The 18,581-nt window shown below is 43.7% G+C and carries 16 protein-coding genes; 2 read left to right on the top strand and 14 right to left on the bottom strand.

Going from position 1 to position 18,581, the window contains the following annotated elements; all coding sequences use genetic code 11:
- Positions 1-89: 89 nt before the first annotated feature.
- On the bottom strand, positions 90-3,218 hold the full coding sequence (locus ACSYSN_RS03525) for a DNA polymerase III subunit alpha (RefSeq protein WP_491712779.1): 3,129 nt from the start codon (positions 3,216-3,218) through the stop codon (positions 90-92).
- Positions 3,219-3,323: 105 nt separating this feature from the next.
- Here ACSYSN_RS03525 and ACSYSN_RS03520 point away from each other — a divergent pair, with 105 nt between their 5' ends.
- The gene (locus tag ACSYSN_RS03520) at positions 3,324-3,530 is read left to right on the top strand and encodes a YjzD family protein (RefSeq protein ID WP_317638151.1); all 207 of its coding nucleotides are present in this window, start codon (positions 3,324-3,326) and stop codon (positions 3,528-3,530) included.
- A gap of 49 nt (positions 3,531-3,579) precedes the next feature.
- Here the strand turns inward: ACSYSN_RS03520 and ACSYSN_RS03515 are convergent, their stop codons facing one another.
- The 8 genes from ACSYSN_RS03515 to uvrC form a co-directional block, all read right to left on the bottom strand.
- Positions 3,580-5,130, bottom strand: coding sequence for a bifunctional metallophosphatase/5'-nucleotidase (locus ACSYSN_RS03515; protein ID WP_491712778.1), 1,551 nt, complete (start codon positions 5,128-5,130; stop codon positions 3,580-3,582).
- Positions 5,131-5,193: 63 nt separating this feature from the next.
- Entirely contained in the window at positions 5,194-5,385 is a 192-nt protein-coding gene (gene rpmF / locus ACSYSN_RS03510) for a 50S ribosomal protein L32 (protein ID WP_317638149.1), read from the bottom strand.
- Positions 5,386-5,497: 112 nt separating this feature from the next.
- A complete protein-coding gene (locus tag ACSYSN_RS03505; RefSeq protein WP_491712893.1) occupies positions 5,498-5,719 on the bottom strand; it encodes a lipopolysaccharide assembly protein LapA domain-containing protein in 222 nt (73 codons plus the stop codon).
- 6 nt (positions 5,720-5,725) lie between these two features.
- Positions 5,726-6,520 (bottom strand): SDR family NAD(P)-dependent oxidoreductase, encoded by a 795-nt coding sequence (locus tag ACSYSN_RS03500; RefSeq protein WP_317638147.1) that lies wholly within the window; start codon positions 6,518-6,520, stop codon positions 5,726-5,728.
- Positions 6,513-7,454: a ribonuclease Z gene (gene rnz / locus ACSYSN_RS03495; protein ID WP_491712777.1), complete on the bottom strand. Its 942-nt coding sequence runs from the start codon at positions 7,452-7,454 to the stop codon at positions 6,513-6,515. The genes ACSYSN_RS03500 and rnz overlap by 8 nt, the downstream gene beginning before the upstream one ends.
- A gap of 12 nt (positions 7,455-7,466) precedes the next feature.
- Positions 7,467-9,386 (bottom strand): acyltransferase family protein, encoded by a 1,920-nt coding sequence (locus ACSYSN_RS03490; RefSeq protein WP_491712776.1) that lies wholly within the window; start codon positions 9,384-9,386, stop codon positions 7,467-7,469.
- A 17-nt stretch (positions 9,387-9,403) separates the two neighbouring features.
- Positions 9,404-10,708, bottom strand: coding sequence for a GTPase ObgE (gene obgE, locus ACSYSN_RS03485; RefSeq protein WP_491712775.1), 1,305 nt, complete (start codon positions 10,706-10,708; stop codon positions 9,404-9,406).
- Positions 10,709-10,784: 76 nt separating this feature from the next.
- Complete coding sequence (gene uvrC, locus ACSYSN_RS03480) at positions 10,785-12,587, bottom strand: excinuclease ABC subunit UvrC (protein WP_491712774.1); 1,803 nt, start codon at positions 12,585-12,587, stop codon at positions 10,785-10,787.
- 163 nt (positions 12,588-12,750) lie between these two features.
- Here uvrC and ACSYSN_RS03475 point away from each other — a divergent pair, with 163 nt between their 5' ends.
- The gene (locus tag ACSYSN_RS03475; RefSeq protein ID WP_491712773.1) at positions 12,751-12,885 is read left to right on the top strand and encodes an SPJ_0845 family protein; all 135 of its coding nucleotides are present in this window, start codon (positions 12,751-12,753) and stop codon (positions 12,883-12,885) included.
- 30 nt (positions 12,886-12,915) lie between these two features.
- On the opposite strand, the gene yihA is transcribed toward ACSYSN_RS03475, so the two are convergent.
- From yihA to ACSYSN_RS03450, 5 genes are all read right to left on the bottom strand, one after another.
- A complete protein-coding gene (gene yihA / locus ACSYSN_RS03470) occupies positions 12,916-13,500 on the bottom strand; it encodes a ribosome biogenesis GTP-binding protein YihA/YsxC (RefSeq protein ID WP_491712772.1) in 585 nt (194 codons plus the stop codon).
- A complete protein-coding gene (gene clpX, locus ACSYSN_RS03465) occupies positions 13,490-14,761 on the bottom strand; it encodes an ATP-dependent Clp protease ATP-binding subunit ClpX (protein WP_491712771.1) in 1,272 nt (423 codons plus the stop codon). The genes yihA and clpX overlap by 11 nt, the downstream gene beginning before the upstream one ends.
- A gap of 127 nt (positions 14,762-14,888) precedes the next feature.
- The gene (gene tig / locus ACSYSN_RS03460; RefSeq protein WP_491712770.1) at positions 14,889-16,226 is read right to left on the bottom strand and encodes a trigger factor; all 1,338 of its coding nucleotides are present in this window, start codon (positions 16,224-16,226) and stop codon (positions 14,889-14,891) included.
- A gap of 144 nt (positions 16,227-16,370) precedes the next feature.
- On the bottom strand, positions 16,371-17,561 hold the full coding sequence (gene tuf / locus ACSYSN_RS03455) for an elongation factor Tu (protein ID WP_491712769.1): 1,191 nt from the start codon (positions 17,559-17,561) through the stop codon (positions 16,371-16,373).
- A 184-nt stretch (positions 17,562-17,745) separates the two neighbouring features.
- Positions 17,746-18,579: a tetratricopeptide repeat protein gene (locus ACSYSN_RS03450; RefSeq protein ID WP_491712768.1), complete on the bottom strand. Its 834-nt coding sequence runs from the start codon at positions 18,577-18,579 to the stop codon at positions 17,746-17,748.
- Between the last annotated feature and the right edge of the window lie 2 nt (positions 18,580-18,581).

Genomic DNA, 18,581 nt, shown 5'->3' with positions numbered 1-18,581 from the left:
TTGAAAAACTAGATATTTTGCCGATTTACCGGTCTTTTTCGATGTTAGCGCTAACAGCTGTGATTTGTTCACCTTTGCGCAAAAACTGCCTAATCCTTAAACTTAACCAGCTTTAAATTGGTCAAAATAAATTGTTTCTTACTGGAATTAAAACGATCACTCTGCACCTTAATTCCCAGTAAATAGATGTTGCCCGCCTGTAAATTTTCTTGATTTTTTTCGTAAACACTAGGAAAAATCGTGATGTCTTCCCTGCCAGTCGCGTCCACAAAGCTGCCAAAAGCCATAGTTGTACCCTTTTTGGTTTTGACTAATTTAAGGGTCATGAGCTTACCAACTGCCACACCGCTATCGGTAACTTCAAACTGCTTAAGCGGCCGAGCATTAAACTGCTCGGCATACTTTTGGACCGCTACCAGCGGGGAGGTCATTGTTGAAAAGCCTAGCGCCTCCTCTTCCATTGTCGCTTTCGCTTGCTTGCTAGGCTGCTTTGCCGGCTTGATCGGCACACCGCCCAGACTTTTTGAAAGAGTACGATTTTGTCCAGTTAGTTCAACATTCTCAATAATTTCCTGACTATTTTCCAGCAACTCGTTGCGGTTATTGGCAATTCGGTCAAAACAGCCTGCCTTAATCATCGCTTGGATCACCTTGGGTTGAATGAACTTGGGATCAACCCGCCGCAAAAAGTCACTAAAGGAACTAAAGGCCTTTTGCTTACGAACCTTGACAATCTGATCTAGAAAGTCGAGCCTTACCCCCTTAATTGCTCGCAAGCTAACCAGAATATGTCCATTACCCACCTGATAGTCGAGACTACTGCGGTTAATGTCCGGTGGTAAAATCTTGACCCCCGTTCCCTGGGCCCGAATGATATAATCATTAATCTTAAGGCGGTTACCAGTATTGGAATTTAGCATTGCCGCATAAAATTCAGCTGGATAATGTACCTGTAAATAAGCTAACCAAAAGGCGATTTTGGTATAGGCCACAGCATGAGACCGGTTAAACCCATAATTGGCAAACTGTTCAATATAGTTATAAACCCGCTCGGCTACTTCACGTGGCCGACCCTTTTCAACTGCCCCAGAAATGAACTTAGCCCGCTCTTGGGCAATGACCTGCTGGTCTTTCTTCGACATGGCCCGCCGTAAAATATCGGCTTCCCCAAGAGAAAATCCAGCTAAAATTTGGGCGGTCTTCATGACCTGCTCCTGATATACCAATATTCCATAGGTTGGCACCAAAATCTCTTTTAGGCTCGGATCGGGATATGTGACTTTTTCTTTGCCATGTTTGCGGGCAATGAACGATTGAATATTTTGCATCGGACCAGGACGATATAAAGCATTGACCGCAACCAGGTCTTCAAAATTATCTGGGTGCAAATCACGCAAAACCCCCCTGATTCCACCTGATTCAAACTGAAAGACTAAATCAGTCTCACCTTTTTGAAACAATTTCATCGTTTCAGGATCATTAAGCGGAATTTGATTAACCGCAATTTTTTTATCCTGACTGCGGATCAATTCTTCCGTGTCGCCCAAGATGGTCAAGTTACGCAGACCCAAGAAGTCAATCTTAAGTAGCCCCAACGCTTCAACATATTTTTTAGTTTGCTGGGTGACAGGAATGCCCAATTGTCCTGTTTGGAGACCCGAAATAGCAGCAATCGAGTTGTCACTAAGCACCAGACCTGCCGCATGAATCGAGTAATGTCGCGGCAGGCCCTCTAAGCTCTTGGCGGTCTGAAACAGCAACTCACTCTTGTCATCTGAACCAACCAACAGCTTCATGGTGCGGGAACGCTCATAAGCTTCGTCAAGCGTAATCTTGCCTTTGGCAAAAGGCACACTCTTGGACCACTTACTCAGCCCCACCTCGGTCAAACCAAAAACCCGCCCGGTGTCACGCAAAACCTGCTTGGCGGCAAGCGTTCCAAAAGTGAGAATTTGGGCCGCATGGTCCAAGCCATACTTGGTAAACATATACTTAATCACTTCATCACGTTGGTTGTCAGGTATATCCAGATCAATATCAGGCATTTCGTGTCTCGCTGGATTCAAAAACCGTTCAAACAAAAGGTTATATTCCAGTGGATCAACCTCTGTAATCTGCAAAGCATAAGAAACCAATGATCCACATGCTGATCCCCTTCCTGGTCCAGTTGCAATCTGAACACGGTGGCAATAATTAATGACATCCCAAACAATTAAGAAGTAATCATTAAAGCCCATTTGATCAATAACGTCTAACTCGTAGTCGAGCCGCCGCTGGTACTGCGCTGGAACATTGCCCGGACTGAACCGTTCTGCTAGACCGCGCTGGGCCAAAAAAGTGAGATACTCCTTAGAAGTTGCATATTTAGTTTGCTTGTACTTAGGTAAAACCGGGTTTTGAAAATTGACCTGCGCATTACATTCCTGGGCAATTTTCCAGGTATTTTCAACTGCTTCAGCTAAGCCTAAATCATGGTATCGACTGCTCACTTCTAGCGCCCCAGGCAAATAGTGCGACCCCTTCTGCTTGGCTAATTCAGCAACATTTTCCATGACTGTACCACTTTTAACAGCGCGCAGCGTCTTCTGCAAAAATTGCTCCTGCGGCTTTAAATAGCAGGTATCTTCCACACTTACTAGCGGGAGGTTGAACTGTTTGGCCAATTCCTGAACATAAGTAAGGTAACTGGCTGGCTGGCTGGACCCGTAGACACCAAGATAGAGTGCAGATGACTGCGGAATTAACTTAACCAGCTGGCGGACGAAGTCATTTCCTTGACTACCATTTTGCTCCTGCAAACTGACTAATTCACTGTGTGTGTTTGCCGGCGTGATTACTGTCAAATATTCTAGGTACTTGCTTAACTGCTCAATGGTCAGTAACTTCTGGTTGGTGCCATTTTCGGTCAACAAGTTAATGCGACTGGATAAGCGGAGCAGGTTACGATAACCCTCATCCGTTTTGGCCAGCATAATCAGATCATATCGATGCGCACTGTCAATCAGTCCATTTAACCGAACCTGCATCCCTAAGAGTGGCTTTATACCAACCTCTTGGGCTAATTCATAAAAGTTAACTAAGCCATAAGTGACATTTACATCAGTCAGCCCCACAGCTTCATAACCCTGCTTTTTGGCAGTCAATAACAAGTCTTTAATTCTAATTGGGCTTTCTAGTAAGGTAAACGAACTAATATTTTGTAGCGCAGCAATTTTCATTTTTAGGCCACCTTTCCACTAAATTTAGTATAACAAAAACAACTCTTTTAGTTTGAAAACGTGCATAAACTTTGCTAAAATTCATCTATGAAAGAGGGAAGTGCTATGAGTCGTTATATTGTGACTGTCTTTTGGAGTGTTGTTTACATGTTAATCGTGGGCTTTATCGCTGCACCATTAACCCAGCATGTTTTTAACCTAGGCGAAGCCGCCATTGTCGGTGTGATCTTTGGGGTATTGTTTGCAGCAATTGTTCCAACCATTACTGCGCGTTCTGTTAAGGACAACAGTAAGTATTCTAAACTCAAATAGCTTAAAGTACGTCAAATTAAAAACCATTAGCCTTCTGGCTAATGGTTTTTTAGTTAAACCGATAATTCTGACGTCTATCAACCTCCACCTTGGTCTGCGTCAAAAACTCCTGAAACATCTGAACATAATCCTTGTCCATCGTTTTTTCAATCTTGTCCGCACTATATCCAGGATAAAAGCCACCGCCATGGGCACGGTAGCTATTAACCGCCAAATGATAGTTTTTTTCATCTGCAAGTGGCTTCCCCTTTAAGTCCAACTGAGTAAGGCGGTGACCAGGCGGCTGACTAATATCAGCCTGGTAGTTCACCGGATAAAACACATCAAAGTTAAAAAGCAAGTTGCGCCACGGAGGGGCAAAAGTGACTTCACCCTGGTCATTTTTTTCTAAAAAAGCCAGGCTATATTCAATGATTTCCCGCAGTTGACGACCAGTCAGCCGGACTAGACAGAGTTGGTTAGCATAAGGGTAATTAAGTAAGATGTCCCGCATCGTCACTTCCCGATCAAAACCCGGAGCAGTATCGCTCATGACCGCAGTTGCTGAGACATCTGCTTGGGTAAAAAATAGCTGCATTTCTTGTAAGAGGTTGATAAATGGGGCTCCTACCAGTCGAGCATGATTGGCATCCCCCAAGGGAGCCGGCTCAGGTAAGTGGGCCAAGGGCTGGTCAAGCCAGGACTGGGTAGCTTGCTCAAGTTCAGAACAATGGTCAAGCAAGGCTTGGTCTGGTAGATAAGCGTGCACATCAAGCAGACGAGCTGTCTTTGAGCGGATTTCTTTACTCTTATCATCAATTTCCAAAATCACTTCACCAACTGCTTCACCGCGGTACCCCGGCTGGACAATTGCCGTGTTCTTTGTCACTAAGGCCAGCTTGCGGTGCTGGTGACCAGTCAAAAGCACATCAACCTCAGGCAACTCGGTCAAAATCCGGTAACCCTCATTCTCACCGTTAGCCGGCTCAGTTTTAGTTCCGCTTAACGGATCTGCCTCAAAGCCGCCATGGTAAATAACCGCCAAGACATCCACTTGCTTACGCAAAATTTTCGCATAGTGCTTCACTTGTGCATAAGCGCTGGTGAATTTTAGCCCCGCAACATTGGCCGCTGGTTCCCAATCAGGGACTTTCTCAGTGGTTACCCCTAGCAAGCCAATCCGAATACCGTTTTTGACCAGTATATGATAACTCTGCCCCAGGGCCGGGAGCATGGATTGAGCATCTAAGATATTATCATTTAAAAAAGGGACTTGGTTGCGGTTAAGGTAATGCTTTAAAAAGTTGAGACCATAATCAAAATCATGGTTACCAAGGCAGCGTGCATCATAGCCAACCAGATTATAAAGATCGGTATACTTGTCTAAAACCGCCAGATCTCCAGTTGAATAGACGTAGGCAGCCAGCGGTGATCCCTGCAAACAATCCCCAGCATCAGTTACTACAACATTCTCAGCGCCAAATTTAGCCCGTTCCGCCTTAATCACGCTGCTAACCCTACTTAAGCCCACGGCTGCATGATACTCAGCCTTTTTTTGATAATCCGTTGGCATAATATAGCCATGAATATCACTGCTACTTAAAAATACTATTTTTGTCATTTCTTATTCTCACTATGTCGATCCTCTGAAACAAAAAAAGACACCAACTTTGGTGTCTTTTAATTAGTTGTTGTCATTGTTACTAGCTTCGCTAACAACTTGACGACCCTTGTAATAACCTTTAGGTGAAACACGGTGGCTCAAACGATATTCACCAGTAGTTGCATCATAGTGCATTGCTGGCACAGTCAATTTGATATGACCACGACGTGAACGTTTCTTTTGCTTGGAAGTATGTCTCTTAGGAACTGCCATTTACTTGATCTCCTTTATTGTAGAATTACGTTTTCAGGTCACTATTAAAAAGTGCCTCAAACACTTCACGTTTGTTAATGATACTATTCGTCTGCGAATAAATCAAGCTATATTAGTTATTCTTGTCCTGATGGTGTCCATTTGACCCCCAAAACCAACCAATCAAAACACCAATAATTACCATCAGCACGAGAATAATAATCAAGGGTAACTTAAACTTGAAGAGACCAAAGTTGATGGCAACAGTATCCGTATTAAGAACAACAAAGATAACTGCCAATAAACTGAGGACTAAGGCCAACACTAATTTTATTTGTTGCGTTTCTTTCTTCATCACTTACTACTTCCTTGATGCAAACTTAATTGACAACTCATCACCAATCGTGGGAAAGAGGTTATATAACTTCGCAGCCAGAGCCAGACTAAGTGGCAAATTAAGTTCACGCTTACTACTACCAAAGTAATGAACAACTTGCCAGGCAACATCATCTGGATCGAGCATAAACTTTTGCACGTTTTCGACATAGTGTCCGCTCTTATCAGCAATATTAAAGAAGTTGGTATAAACTGGGCCCGGGTTGACCGTCATTACCTTCACGCCAAATGGTTTTAACTCTAGCCGTAACACATTAGAAAATTGGATTACTGCTGCCTTGGAAGCACTGTATGCCGCCGACTTAACCGTTGGCACCTTACCCGCAATCGAACCAAAGTTAACGATTTGACCGCTCTTTTGGTCCATCATGAGCCGACCAATCAGCCGTGTGAAATACATTAACCCCAAAACATTGACCTGAAACATTGACGTAATGACCCTCCGGTTCATTTCAATAAAGTTACCAAATTGACCAAAGCCAGCGCAATTAACGAGGTAGTCAACGTGCTTGGTTACTTTGACAATCTCGGTAAAAGTCGCATCAATCTCTTCGCTCTCGCTCATATCGGTCACAAAGGCATAAGCTGGCGCGCCTGATAACTCGTGCGCTTCAGCAGCAATCCGCTCTAACTTGTCCTTACGCCGAGCCAGCAAAATAACTGTGGCTCCGCGGCCTGCACTCTCTAGGGCAACTGACCGACCAATTCCGCTGGAAGCCCCTGTCACAATTACAACCTTGTTTCTTAAAGAATCACTCATTTTGTTCACCTTTCATTGGAATCACTACCCGATCAAAATCATTGGCTAATTTCGTATTGGGAAAAACTTTCTCTGCTTGACTTTCTAACTTTCTGGCCTTAACGCCCAAGTATCTAGCCGAAATATGGTCCAAATACAAACGCTTAACCCCATTATCACGTGCCACCTTAGCTGCTTGGACGGCAGTCGAATGATAATACGAACGAGCTAGATCAGCCTCATCACCGGCAAAGGTCGATTCATGAACCAACACATCCGCATCACGGGCCAACTCGGCAATTGCCGGCGTCGACCTAGTATCGTAGATAATTGTGACAATCCGTCCCGCCTTGCTGGGTCCTAAAAAGTCCTTACCATCCAATACTGTGCCGTCGCCTAGTGTGACCTGCTCGCCATTCTTCAGTTTACCTAGTAATGGCCCGTTAGGTACATTATACTGCGCCAACTGGTCCATTAAAAGCTCACCTGGACGAGCTTCCTCAACTACCCGGTAGCCGAAGCTAGGAACGCGGTGGACGAGTTTTTCCGTCCAAACCTTAAAGCCTTGGCCCTGGAAGATGAGACCTCCCTCTTCCAGATTCACGAACTTGATGGGATAAGAAATCTTAGTCCGCGAAACCTTTAAAGCAGTTCTAACAAATTGTTCTAACCCCGCCGGACCATAAATCGTCAGAGGTCCCACATCACCTTGAAATGACCGGGTTGCCAACAAGCCTGGCAACCCAAAAATATGGTCGCCATGATTATGTGAAATAAAAATTTTACTTACTTTACGTAATCTAATGTTGGTCCGCAGAATCTGGTGCTGCGTTGCCTCACCCACATCAAAGAGCCAGACTTCATTAATTTCATCCAGCATTTTTAAAGCAATGCTCGAGACATTTCGCTTTTTTGATGGTTGGCCTGCTCCTGTACCTAAAAATTGTAACTCCATATGTTTCCTATTCTAAAATTTTGCATGTTCAACAATCGTTTTCACGATCAAGGCGCTGTAATACTTTGATCCAGTCGGCGTGGGATGAGTATTGTCCTCATAGAACCACTGCGGATGTTGGGCTGAGTACTGGTGCCAGTCAATGATCGTCAAGTTTTGATACCGCCGGGCTGCTCGCTCTAACAGGTTGTTAACTTGATTTTGCCACGACCGATTGGGCACATGCAGATTGACCCAAAAAACCTGCCGCTGGGGTCCCAACAACTTCATTAAATGATCAATATCCGCCATGGAAAAGCTACCGTTGGTACCAAGTCCAATGAGGATATTATCAGCTAGGATATGCTGTGCCTGGTAACTGCTGAACAATTGAGAGGCCATATTTAGCTGCCGTGAGACAGCCGCATCGATTACTGCTTTAGGCATCATCATTGACAAATCGTTGCTTGATCCGGCCATAACCGAATCCCCTACCGCGGTCAAAGAAATTCTCTGACTTAATTGCAGATCGACTTGCGCGATGCCATATTTCACAAACTGTTTGTTTACTGGATGTTTTTTGGCGGCTCGTTGTGCCTCATTAACTAGTTTATGCTTTTTTTGGGCTTTTTTCTTGGCTTTTTTCAACTTTAAAATCAATGCCCGGTTGGTCTTGGCCTGTTGACGCCGGTTGACCCGAATTCGTTGCGCCAATGGCGTCTTTTCGTAATCTTCGGCCTTGACCGTTGGTGAAACTACAATTGCAACACTACCCACTAGCAAAACAACTACGGCCAGCAAAGTCTGGAGCTTAAGCAAGTAGTTTTTACTCCGGTAGTTGACCACCCTAGCAAAGTACTGCTTGGTTTTTGACCACGTTACTTTACCAAGTGGCCGCTCAATGAAGCGATAAGCTAGTTCACTTAGAATTAGAATGATGACAACTTCAATAAGATGGTATAAGAACACATGATCCGCCATATCAGTTACCTTGTTTTCAAAAAAGATCATCACCGGAAACTGATAGAGGTAAATTTCATAGCTTCTCGAACCCAACCAAGTAAAAACCGGATTGGTCAACCACTTATTCCAGTGGCTACCAGGGTGCGCAGTAACTCCTACCAAACACGTAGTCAAAACCGTAAACAGCAACATCCCACCGGTATATGGAAAAGCTGTTTCAGCATTCATGCTTGGACTAAAGAATAAAATAATCATTCCGCTTAAGGCAATCAGACCCACAATATCCAAGAGATAGACATCTCTTGGTTGGATTTTAGTTTTCAGTTTATCTAGAGGCCAAACCGCAGCCATACTAGCACCTAAACCTAGAGCAAAAAAGCGGGTATCCGTGCCGTAATATATCCGGTTAATGTCTGTTCCGCTCCGGTACAAAACGGCCATTTCAAGCGCAGAAGCCAGCGACAAAATTAGCAGGGCCCCAAAAATATTTCTTTTCTTTTGACCATACTTGAACAAGAGAAAGATAACCAGCGGCCATAGAAGATAAAATTGTCCGTTAATTGACATTGTCCACAAATGTGTGAACGGGGACTCGTTAGCGGCAAACCGGGCAAAGTAACTCTGCTCATTTAAAATTTGCCAAAAGTTATATACATTGAGCAGATTGGCCCCGACAATTTGACCTAATTTTGCCAGCAGATTACGCTGAAACAGCAAAATATATGCCGCAGACAACCATAAGACCGAAATCATTGCCGGATAGAGCTTTTTTAGTCTAGCCCAATAAAATTTTTGATAATCAAAAAAATCAGTTTTGTCAAAGGCCTTTAACATCTGACACGTAACCAAATAACCCGACAAAACGAAAAAAATCGGTACACCAAGATACCCACCAACAAAAGTATCGGGCTCAAGATGATACAAAATCACCCCAACAACTGCCAATGCTCTAAGTCCAGAATATCCCGTAATAAACCGATTTTTTTTCATTTTTCTAACTTTTCTCTTTATTGCACAAATTCAAAATTGAAAGTGCCGATGATTACATCGTCGCCATCAACGGCTCCTTTTTTTCGCAACTCGTTATCGACACCTAAGTTTTTCAACTTGCGAGCAAGCCGGATAACCCCATCTTGGTAATCCAAGTTTGTCCGCTCAACCAGTCTCTCCAGACTGGCACTCTTAACCTCAAAGACGTGGTCAGCAAGCTGGTTAATGGTAAACTCATGCTTCTTTGGTGCCTGGTACTTGTATTCCTTGACCGTTTGCTTTGGACTTGGCGCAGCCGGTACCTGTTCTTGTTCAACCTGATCAACTAGAGTAGCCGTATCCTGCATCAAGTGATCAACACCTTGGTGCGTAACACTAGAAATTGCATATACCGGCTTGTTTATCCCGGCTTGTTCAAGTTCCTGCTTAAACTCAGCTAGTTTTTCCGCCGAACCCGGCAAGTCAAGCTGGGTGGCAACAATCAACTCGCGGCGCTTTTCCAGATCTGCATCATAAGTCAGCAACTCCTTGCGAATAGCTTGATAGTCAGTCAATGCCTGGCGCCCATTATTGGGATCCATTGACACCAGGTGCAGAATCACCTTGGTTCTTTCAATGTGCCGCAGAAACTGAATGCCCAGACCAACTCCCTGACTTGCACCTTCAATCAGACCAGGTAAATCCGCTAGCGAAAAATCCCGCCCGTCAGGCAAAATAACCATTCCCAAGTTGGGGGTCAGGGTAGTGAAGGAATAGGCTGCTATCTTGGGTTTGGCCTTGGTAACTACCGACAGCAAGGTTGACTTACCCACAGAAGGAAAGCCAACTAAACCGACATCAGCCAAGACTTTCAGCTCCAGACGCAAAACCCGATCTTCACCGGGTTCGCCATTTTCAGCAATTTCAGGGGCCGTATTGACGCTAGTCGTAAAATGAATATTTCCACGACCGCCGCGACCGCCACGTGCGACTAGCAATTCCTGCTTATTTTTAGTTAAATCGCCAATTTCTTCATTGGTATCAAAATCATAGACGGTTGTTCCTACCGGCACGCGCAGGTATAGATCCTTGGCACCGCGCCCGTACTGGGACTTAATGCGGCCATTCTCTCCGCTATCAGCTTTAAACTTGCGTCGGTAACGAAAGTCCATTAAGGTTCTTAAACCGCTGTCAGCAACAAAAATAATGCTACCACCGCGACCACCGTCACCACCAGCCGGACCACCATTAGGAACATATTTTTCATGGCGGAAAGCAACAATGCCGTCCCCACCCTTACCGGCTTGGACTTCAATCTTAGTTTGATCGACAAATGTCGGCATGTAGATTCTCCTTCCGTCTTCTCTAACCTTAATACTATACCATAAAAGGCAGTTAATCACCGGTAAAATTAGTTCCTTACAGTGTTAATTTAACCGTCTGCGCCTGCGTGAGCGTCAGCCCTGCTGCACGTAACTCAGCAATTGAGGCTTCCTTAATTTTTTTTAGTGAACCAAACTGGCGCAACAACTTATTCCGACTCTTGGGACCAATTCCCTTAACCAGATCTAATTTGCTCGACAAGGCATTTTTGGCATGCGTACGCCGGTGAAAAGTGATTGCAAAGCGGTGAACCTCGTCCTGAATCCGGGTCATCAGATAAAAACCCTGGGACTTGGGATCAAGCGGGATCAATTTCATGGGCAGGCCGTTAAGCGGATCACCAAAGAGCAAATGGTTGGTCCGGTGCTTATCATCTTTAACCATGCCAGCTACGGGAATATTAAGATTTAACTCATTACGCAAAACATCCTCGCAGGCATCCATTTGTATCTGACCCCCATCCATCAAAATCAGGTCAGGCAATTCTTGGTGCTCACGTAAGAGCCGACTGTAACGCCGCCGTACAACTTCACGGGTGTTTTTTACTTCATCGCCCCCGTTTTGGTGCTCGACCTCACCTTTCAGTTTATACTTACGATAAGAATTCTTATCCGGTTCGCCATCCCTAAAAACAACCAGGGCAGAAACCGGATCAGTCCCCTGAATATGTGAATGGTCAAAACTTTCAATTACCTGACCATAGGGCAAGCCCAAGGCTGCAAAAATTTCTTGCTGCGCACCTTTAGTCTTGCGGTTCCCCAATTCAAGGAGCCGGAACTTGTCATCGAGCTTGAGCTTGGCATTTTCCTTGGCCATCTCTAGTAGGGACCGCTTCTGGCCCCGCTTGGGTGTCCTCACCGGTACCTTTAATACTTCACTTAAGGCCTCATTATCAAGTCCAGTCGGTACTAAGACTTCCTTAGGCAGGACCCGATTTTTCTGCCCGTAAAATTGCGCAATAAAAGCGGCAAAACTATTTTCGAGATCATTAGTGTCAGTCAGCGGGTATATCTTGGTTTCACGTCTAAGCAGCTTAGCCTGCCGCAAAAAGAAGATTTGCACAGAAATCCAGGATTTATCGACATAAAAGTTGAAAATGTCACGCTGGGTACTGTCATTAGAGATAATTTTTTGCTTTTCGACCGTTTCCTCAATGTAGTTGAGCTGGTCACGCAGCTCTGCTGCCCGCTCAAATTCCAGTTTTTGGGCCGCAAGCACCATTTTTTGCTTCAAGTCCTGCTTAACCCAAGCAATATCACCATTCAAAAAACTCTTGATTTTTTTGATTTGAGCCTCATATTCCGCCTTGGGCACGCTCTTAAAACAGGCCCCCAGGCACTGACCCATATGATAGTATAGACATGGGCGGCCCTGTTTGCCATTACACCGCCGCAAGGGAAAAACTTTTTGGATAAACTTCAGTGTCGCTTGGGCGGCATAAACATTAGGGTAAGGACCAAAGTAATAACCTCCGTCTTTGCGCACAATACTAGTTAACTTAGACTGTGGATCACGCTCATTCGTTATCTCAATATAGGGATAGCCAGTGCCCTGCTTAAGCTGGACATTATAGTAAGGCTGGTACTTTTTGATTAAAGTAACTTCTAATAAAAAAGATTCCTTATCAGTAGAAACAGTAATGATGTCATAATCATGAATTTCCCGTACCAATTCGGCCCGGCGTCCAACTTGCTTACTTTTAAAGTAGGAACGAACCCGACTCCGTAGATTTTTTGACTTGCCAACGTAAATTACCTTACCGTTAATATCCTTCATTAAGTAACAACCAGGTTTAGCCGGTAGCAACTTCAACTTATTTTCAATTAACGCACTTGCCAAAAAATCACCTCCCCAAATTTGCTTTATCAATTCTAACATAAAATACCGGCAAATAATTCACTCTGAGCTTACTAAACACTCTATCATCGGGGGCGAGTAAAGTTTCCCTGGCCTAGCGGAACATTTTTGCTTATAATGAATAAAAACGAAAGGAAGCAGAAAAATGGGTTTAACTTTCAAAAAACAAGATGACTTAGAAAAATTATTTGACAAATTTGCCACAGTTCCAGATGATAAAAAGAAAAAGCGGACTAGCAAAAATCCCGATCAGAACAAGGCAGAAAATAAAGATAAATAAAAATGACTCTGATGTAAGAGTCATTTTTATTTACAATCTTTGCTCAATCCACGACCAAGCTTCATCCACATGGGTCTTTTTAACCGAGCTGTAGGTCAGAACTTCAACGTTATCGTATGACAAGTTAAGTTTCTGCTTCAAAGTCGCCAAAACCTTATTCTCTTGGCTCTTCTTGACCTTATCAATTTTAGTGCAGACAACCAAAATTGGTAAGTCCAAGGTCATGGCATAATTGTACATCGTGACATCATCCTTGGTCGGTTCGTGACGGGCATCAACTAATAAGATCAGACCCCGCAAGTTTGCCCTAGTTTCAAGGTAGTCTTGAATCATCTCACCAAATTTTTGTCGTTGCGTCCGTGAAACTTTTGCATAGCCATATCCAGGCACATCAACTAAGTAAAAGTCCTCATTAACGATATAAAAGTTTAACGTTTGCGTCTTCCCTGGTTGTGACGAGGTGCGCGCCAAGTTCTTTCGCTTAAGCAGTGAGTTAATCAAGCTAGACTTGCCAACGTTGGAGCGACCAGCAAGGGCAATTTCAGGGAGATTATCCTCCGGATATTGCTTGGCAGTGACGGCACTAATGGCATAATCGCTACTCTTAATGATCATTTGCAGCCCTAACCTCTTCATCAGCTTCTTCCGCAGATGCCTGATATGTTAGCTCTGGATCAGCCTGCTCGTCAATTACCGCTTTAGTAACCTCAACCTTTTCAATATTGGGTTCACTTGGGGTCTTATACATAATTCCCATCATGGCGTTCTCAATAATAGACCGCAGTCCTCTAGCTCCCATATTGCGCTCAATTGCTAGATCCGCAATGGCCGTTAGCGCTGCGGGCGCAAAGTCTAGTTCAACTTGATCAAGCGCCAGCAACTTTTGATATTGCTTAACTAGAGCGTTCTTGGGTTCTGTCAAAATTCTGACTAAATCCGCGCTTTCAAGTTTATTAAGCGTAGCAATAATTGGAATCCGGCCAATAAATTCCGGAATCAGCCCAAACTTAACCAGATCACCGGTCGTTAGGTGCTCAATCCAGTCATCATCTTGCACTTGGTTTTTATTAGTGGCACCGAAGCCGATTACTTTTTTACCTAAGCGCGTTTTAACAATCTGCTCAATCCCGTCAAACGCACCACCAACAATAAATAAAATATTGGTCGTATCAAGCTGAATTAGCTCCTGTTGGGGGTGCTTACGTCCGCCCTGTGGTGGAACTGAAGCAGTAGTTCCCTCCAGGATTTTCAACAGTGACTGCTGGACACCTTCACCCGAAACATCACGAGTGATTGAAACATTTTCTGCTTTTTTGGAAATCTTATCAATTTCATCGATATAGACAATTCCCCGCTCAGCCCGCTCAATGTCATAATCGGCATTTTGCAGCAGTTTAAGCAAGATATTTTCAACATCTTCACCGACATAGCCAGCCTCAGTTAAAGTTGTGGCGTCGGCAATTGCAAAGGGCACGTCGAGGATACGGGCTAGCGTCTGAGCTAGGTAAGTCTTACCAGAACCAGTCGGCCCAATCAAGGCGATGTTTGACTTCTGCAACTCCGTTGTTGAATCAATATCCATCTGGCTGATTCGTTTGTAATGATTGTATACCGCAACTGACAGGACCTTTTTAGCCCGTTCCTGACCAATCACATATTGGTCGAGCTCTTGCTTGATTTCCATTGGTTTAGGCAAGTCCTTGGCCTTTTTGAGTGAGTCAGACTTCAACTCATCATCAATTATTTTTTTGGATAAAGCAACACATTCATTGCAAATATAAACCCCATTGCCTGCGATCATCTTCTTAACTTGATCTTGTGTTTTATCACAAAAGGAGCATTTTATTTCTTCTTGATCAGTAAACTGTGATGCCATTCTATTCCTCCTCATATCTTCAGATTTAAGGTTATCATAATTAGCGCCAGTCTTTGAATTATTTGCTTATAAAAATAAAAAGGTGGGCAAAACCACCTTTTTAAGTTTGATTTTTATTCTTTAAGCCCTATTTTTGGTCAGCCTTTTCAGCCTCTTCCTTGGACTTAGTCTTAGGCTTTGACTTAGCAACTTGCTTAGCATTGTCCGCAACTAGTTCAACGGCCTTACGCACGTTGATATCATGCTCAAGCATGTCATCAGACAAAGTACTACGAACAGTCTTTTCATCCATGTTGTATTCACTTGCCAGATTCTTGATCTCACTGTCGATTTCTTCCTTCGAAGCCTTGATCTTTTCCTGCTTGACAATTGCTTCAAGAACTAAATTAGTCTTAACTCGCTCTGCCGCATCTTGGCTGAATTGAGCCCGCAATTGGTCTTCAGTCGTATTCGTTAACTTATAGTAAGTCTCTGGACTGATTCCTTGGCGTTGCATGTTACCCAGGTATTGATTCATTTGGGTGTTAACATCTTCTTGAATCATTACATCAGGAATTTCGTTAATTTCAGCATTAGCTACTGCGCCTTCAATTGCAGCTTGTTCTAGTGCATCCTTAGCAGCTTCTTCCTTTTTAGCCTTTAAGTCCTTCTTGATCTTTTCCTTCAATTCATCAAGCGTTTCAACTGAATCGTCGATGTCTTTAGCAAATTCATCATCAAGCTTTGGTAGCTGCTTGGACTTAACCTCGTGCAGCTTGGTTGCAAAGTGAGCTTCCTTGCCCGCTAAGTCTTTTGCACCATAATCAGCCGGGAAAGTTACAAGTACATCAATGTCATCGCCTGCCTTGTGACCAATTAACTGATCTTCAAAACCTGGAATGAAGGTATTAGAGCCCAGTTCTAAAGCATAGTCCTCAGCCGAACCACCATCAAAAGCTTTACCATCAACTGTTCCCTTGTAGTCAATCGTTACGGTGTCGCCCTTTACTGCTGCCGCTTTTTTCAATACTAGCTCAGCGTTCTTTTCACGGTCCTGCTCAAGTTCTGCGTCAACATCTTTGGCGTAAACGCGGGTGTTTTGCTTTGGCACTTCAATGCCCTTATAGTCGCCCAGTTTAACTTCTGGCTCAATGCTGACGGTAGCCTTCATGGTCCAATCCTTACCTTTTTCCATCGTTACTGGCAAGACTTGGGGTTGACCCACTGCTGCAATTCCTGCTTCTTTAATAGCAGCGGAATAAGCACTAGGTAAGACGATGTTCAAGGCATCTTCGTACAGTGATTCTTCTCCGTAATATTGGTCAAAGATTACTCGGGAAACATGACCCTTTCTAAATCCCGGGACACGCAAATTACTCTTTACTCTTTTAAACGCTTGGTCCAAGCCCCGCTTAACTTCGGCTTGTGAAATATCAAAAGTAAGTTCACCGGTAGTCTCAGCGGTTTTATTCCATTTTACAGACATTAATTAAATACCTCCAATGTCAAGTTTAACTGCATCATTGCATACTAAATAATCTTACATTAAACGCTCGCAAAAAACAAATTTAGGCAAAAAAAGATGTACTTCTATGAAGAAGTACATCTTTTTAAACTGTTTCTTTACGAACTAGTCAAGGATTTCAGTAACCTGACCAGCACCAACAGTACGACCACCTTCACGGATAGTGAACTTAGTACCCTTTTCAATGGCAGCTGGTTTAATCAAGTCAACAGTAAATTCTGTATTATCGCCAGGCATAACCATTTCAGTACCTTCTGGTAATTCAATTTCACCAGTAATATCAGTAGTGTGGAAATAGAATTGTGGACGGTAATCGGAGAAGAATGGAGTGTGACGTCCGCCTTCTTCCTTCTTCAAGACATAAACTTGACCCTTAAACTTGTTGTGAGTTTGAATTGAGCCAGGTTCAGCCAAAACTTGTCCACGGAAAACTTGGTCACGGTCGATACCACGAAGCAAGACACCAACGTTATCGCCGGCCTCACCTGAGTCTAAGGTCTTGTGGAACATTTCCAAACCAGTAACAACTGACTTGAGCACCTTTTCCATTAAACCAACAACTTCAACTTCGTCGCCAACCTTCACTGTACCACGGTCGATACGACCAGAAGCAACAGTACCACGACCAGTAATAGTGAAGACATCTTCAACTGGCATTAAGAATGGCTTGTCAGTTTGACGTTCTGGAGTTGGGATGTATTCATCAACTGTATCCATCAACTTCATGATGACATCTTGCTGTTCCTTATCACCTTGCAATGCTTTCAAAGCTGAACCGCGGATAACTGGAACATCATCACCTGGATAATCGTATTCACTTAACAAGTCACGAACTTCCATTTCAACTAAGTCAATCAACTCTGGGTCATCAACTAAGTCAGTCTTGTTTAAAAAGACAACGATGTAGTCAACACCAACTTGACGAGCAAGTAAGATGTGTTCACGGGTTTGTGGCATTGGACCATCAGTTGCAGCAACAACTAAGATCGCACCATCCATTTGGGCAGCACCGGTAATCATGTTCTTGATGTAGTCGGCGTGACCTGGAGCGTCCATGTGGGCGTAGTGACGCTTTTCAGTCTCATATTCCACGTGGGCGGTATTGATAGTAATACCACGTTCCTTCTCTTCTGGCGCAGCATCGATTTCTGAGTAATCTTCAGCCTTAGCCAAACCTTTTTCTGATAAAACTTTAGTAATCGCCGCGGTTAAAGTGGTCTTACCATGGTCAACGTGACCGATAGTACCAATGTTTACGTGTGGCTTTGTTCTAACGTAATGTTCTTTTTCTGCCATTAAAATGACCCTCCTGTAAATTTGCAAGAAGTCCGTTGAGTAAGTAACGGATAGTTCTCTGTTGAATATTGTACTACTTTCATTGGCAAATGCCTAGTATTTTCATGCGTAGCGCCATGCCTAATGAAAACGTCCTTTGATATTATACTAAATAGCCTCAAAAAGTAAAGCCCCTTTGACCAAATTATTTCGGTAAATATTGGTCAATTTTTTTAAACAGCTCTTGATTGCCTTGCCCATCGTGTTTTTCAAGATATGAAGCAATATCTCTAGCGAAACTATCAGGCTCATCCACATACTGGTCAAGCTTAGGATAGAGACTACCTAAAATCAGGTTAACTTCACCTAAGACGGCCGGGATCTGGCTGGGCCGGTGATAGTAGCGTGACCCAATACCGTAAATCACTTCCCGATAGATTGGATTCTTTTCTAGGAGACTGGTCTGCTTAGGAATAAAGGTCGCTACATCCCCTAGCACCAGTACTTTGACTTGGTCCGCAACTCCCAAGCGGATTAAATCTTCACAAAGAGCAAGCCGCACCGCAAAACTCAAACTTGGATCAATTAACAAGCTTTGTGCAAAACTTTTAAAATTAGCTTCGTCTAATTTTAATAATTGCTGGTAGTCATACTGGGTGGGCTGCGTTTTTTGTTTGAAAGTCCGCATGATTTCCTGCTGGACGCTAGGAGTAGCAGCAGACACCGCAATTACAACTGCACCTTGACTTAGGTTCTCCAGTTGACGTGCTTCAATTAAAAAATGGTTGGCTTGCAATATTTTGCTATAAGTAGCCAGAATCGCCTGGTCCGAAAACAAATCCTTTTCTTCTTTAATCAGACTGTAGGCGGCATCTGCCTGCTTGTTTTTGAGATACAAGTCGCAGAGCCGCAAAGTGACTTCCTGACTATATTCTCCCTGCTGCGCTTCCTCGACGTTTTGAATCGCGGTCAAAAGATCACCTTGGCGTTCGTTTTTTTGCGCTAAGTTAAGCAGGTTTTGCTGACTTAATGAGGTCATTT

The organism is Lactobacillus sp. ESL1191, assembly GCF_058504435.1.
This window is presented reverse-complemented; position numbering and strand designations above follow the sequence as displayed.

Excerpts from the sequence above, each read along its gene's own strand:
- ACSYSN_RS03525 (WP_491712779.1), bottom strand. The coding sequence starts at position 3,218 with ATGAAAATTGCTGCGCTACAAAATATTAGTTCGTTTACCTTACTAGAA.
- ACSYSN_RS03520 (WP_317638151.1), top strand. The coding sequence starts at position 3,324 with ATGAGTCGTTATATTGTGACTGTCTTTTGGAGTGTTGTTTACATGTTA.
- ACSYSN_RS03515 (WP_491712778.1), bottom strand. The coding sequence starts at position 5,130 with ATGACAAAAATAGTATTTTTAAGTAGCAGTGATATTCATGGCTATATT.
- rpmF (WP_317638149.1), bottom strand. The coding sequence starts at position 5,385 with ATGGCAGTTCCTAAGAGACATACTTCCAAGCAAAAGAAACGTTCACGT.
- ACSYSN_RS03505 (WP_491712893.1), bottom strand. The coding sequence starts at position 5,719 with ATGAAGAAAGAAACGCAACAAATAAAATTAGTGTTGGCCTTAGTCCTC.
- ACSYSN_RS03500 (WP_317638147.1), bottom strand. The coding sequence starts at position 6,520 with ATGAGTGATTCTTTAAGAAACAAGGTTGTAATTGTGACAGGGGCTTCC.
- rnz (WP_491712777.1), bottom strand. The coding sequence starts at position 7,454 with ATGGAGTTACAATTTTTAGGTACAGGAGCAGGCCAACCATCAAAAAAG.
- ACSYSN_RS03490 (WP_491712776.1), bottom strand. The coding sequence starts at position 9,386 with ATGAAAAAAAATCGGTTTATTACGGGATATTCTGGACTTAGAGCATTG.
- obgE (WP_491712775.1), bottom strand. The coding sequence starts at position 10,708 with ATGCCGACATTTGTCGATCAAACTAAGATTGAAGTCCAAGCCGGTAAG.
- ACSYSN_RS03475 (WP_491712773.1), top strand. The coding sequence starts at position 12,751 with ATGGGTTTAACTTTCAAAAAACAAGATGACTTAGAAAAATTATTTGAC.
- yihA (WP_491712772.1), bottom strand. The coding sequence starts at position 13,500 with ATGATCATTAAGAGTAGCGATTATGCCATTAGTGCCGTCACTGCCAAG.
- clpX (WP_491712771.1), bottom strand. The coding sequence starts at position 14,761 with ATGGCATCACAGTTTACTGATCAAGAAGAAATAAAATGCTCCTTTTGT.
- tig (WP_491712770.1), bottom strand. The coding sequence starts at position 16,226 with ATGTCTGTAAAATGGAATAAAACCGCTGAGACTACCGGTGAACTTACT.
- tuf (WP_491712769.1), bottom strand. The coding sequence starts at position 17,561 with ATGGCAGAAAAAGAACATTACGTTAGAACAAAGCCACACGTAAACATT.
- ACSYSN_RS03450 (WP_491712768.1), bottom strand. The coding sequence starts at position 18,579 with ATGACCTCATTAAGTCAGCAAAACCTGCTTAACTTAGCGCAAAAAAAC.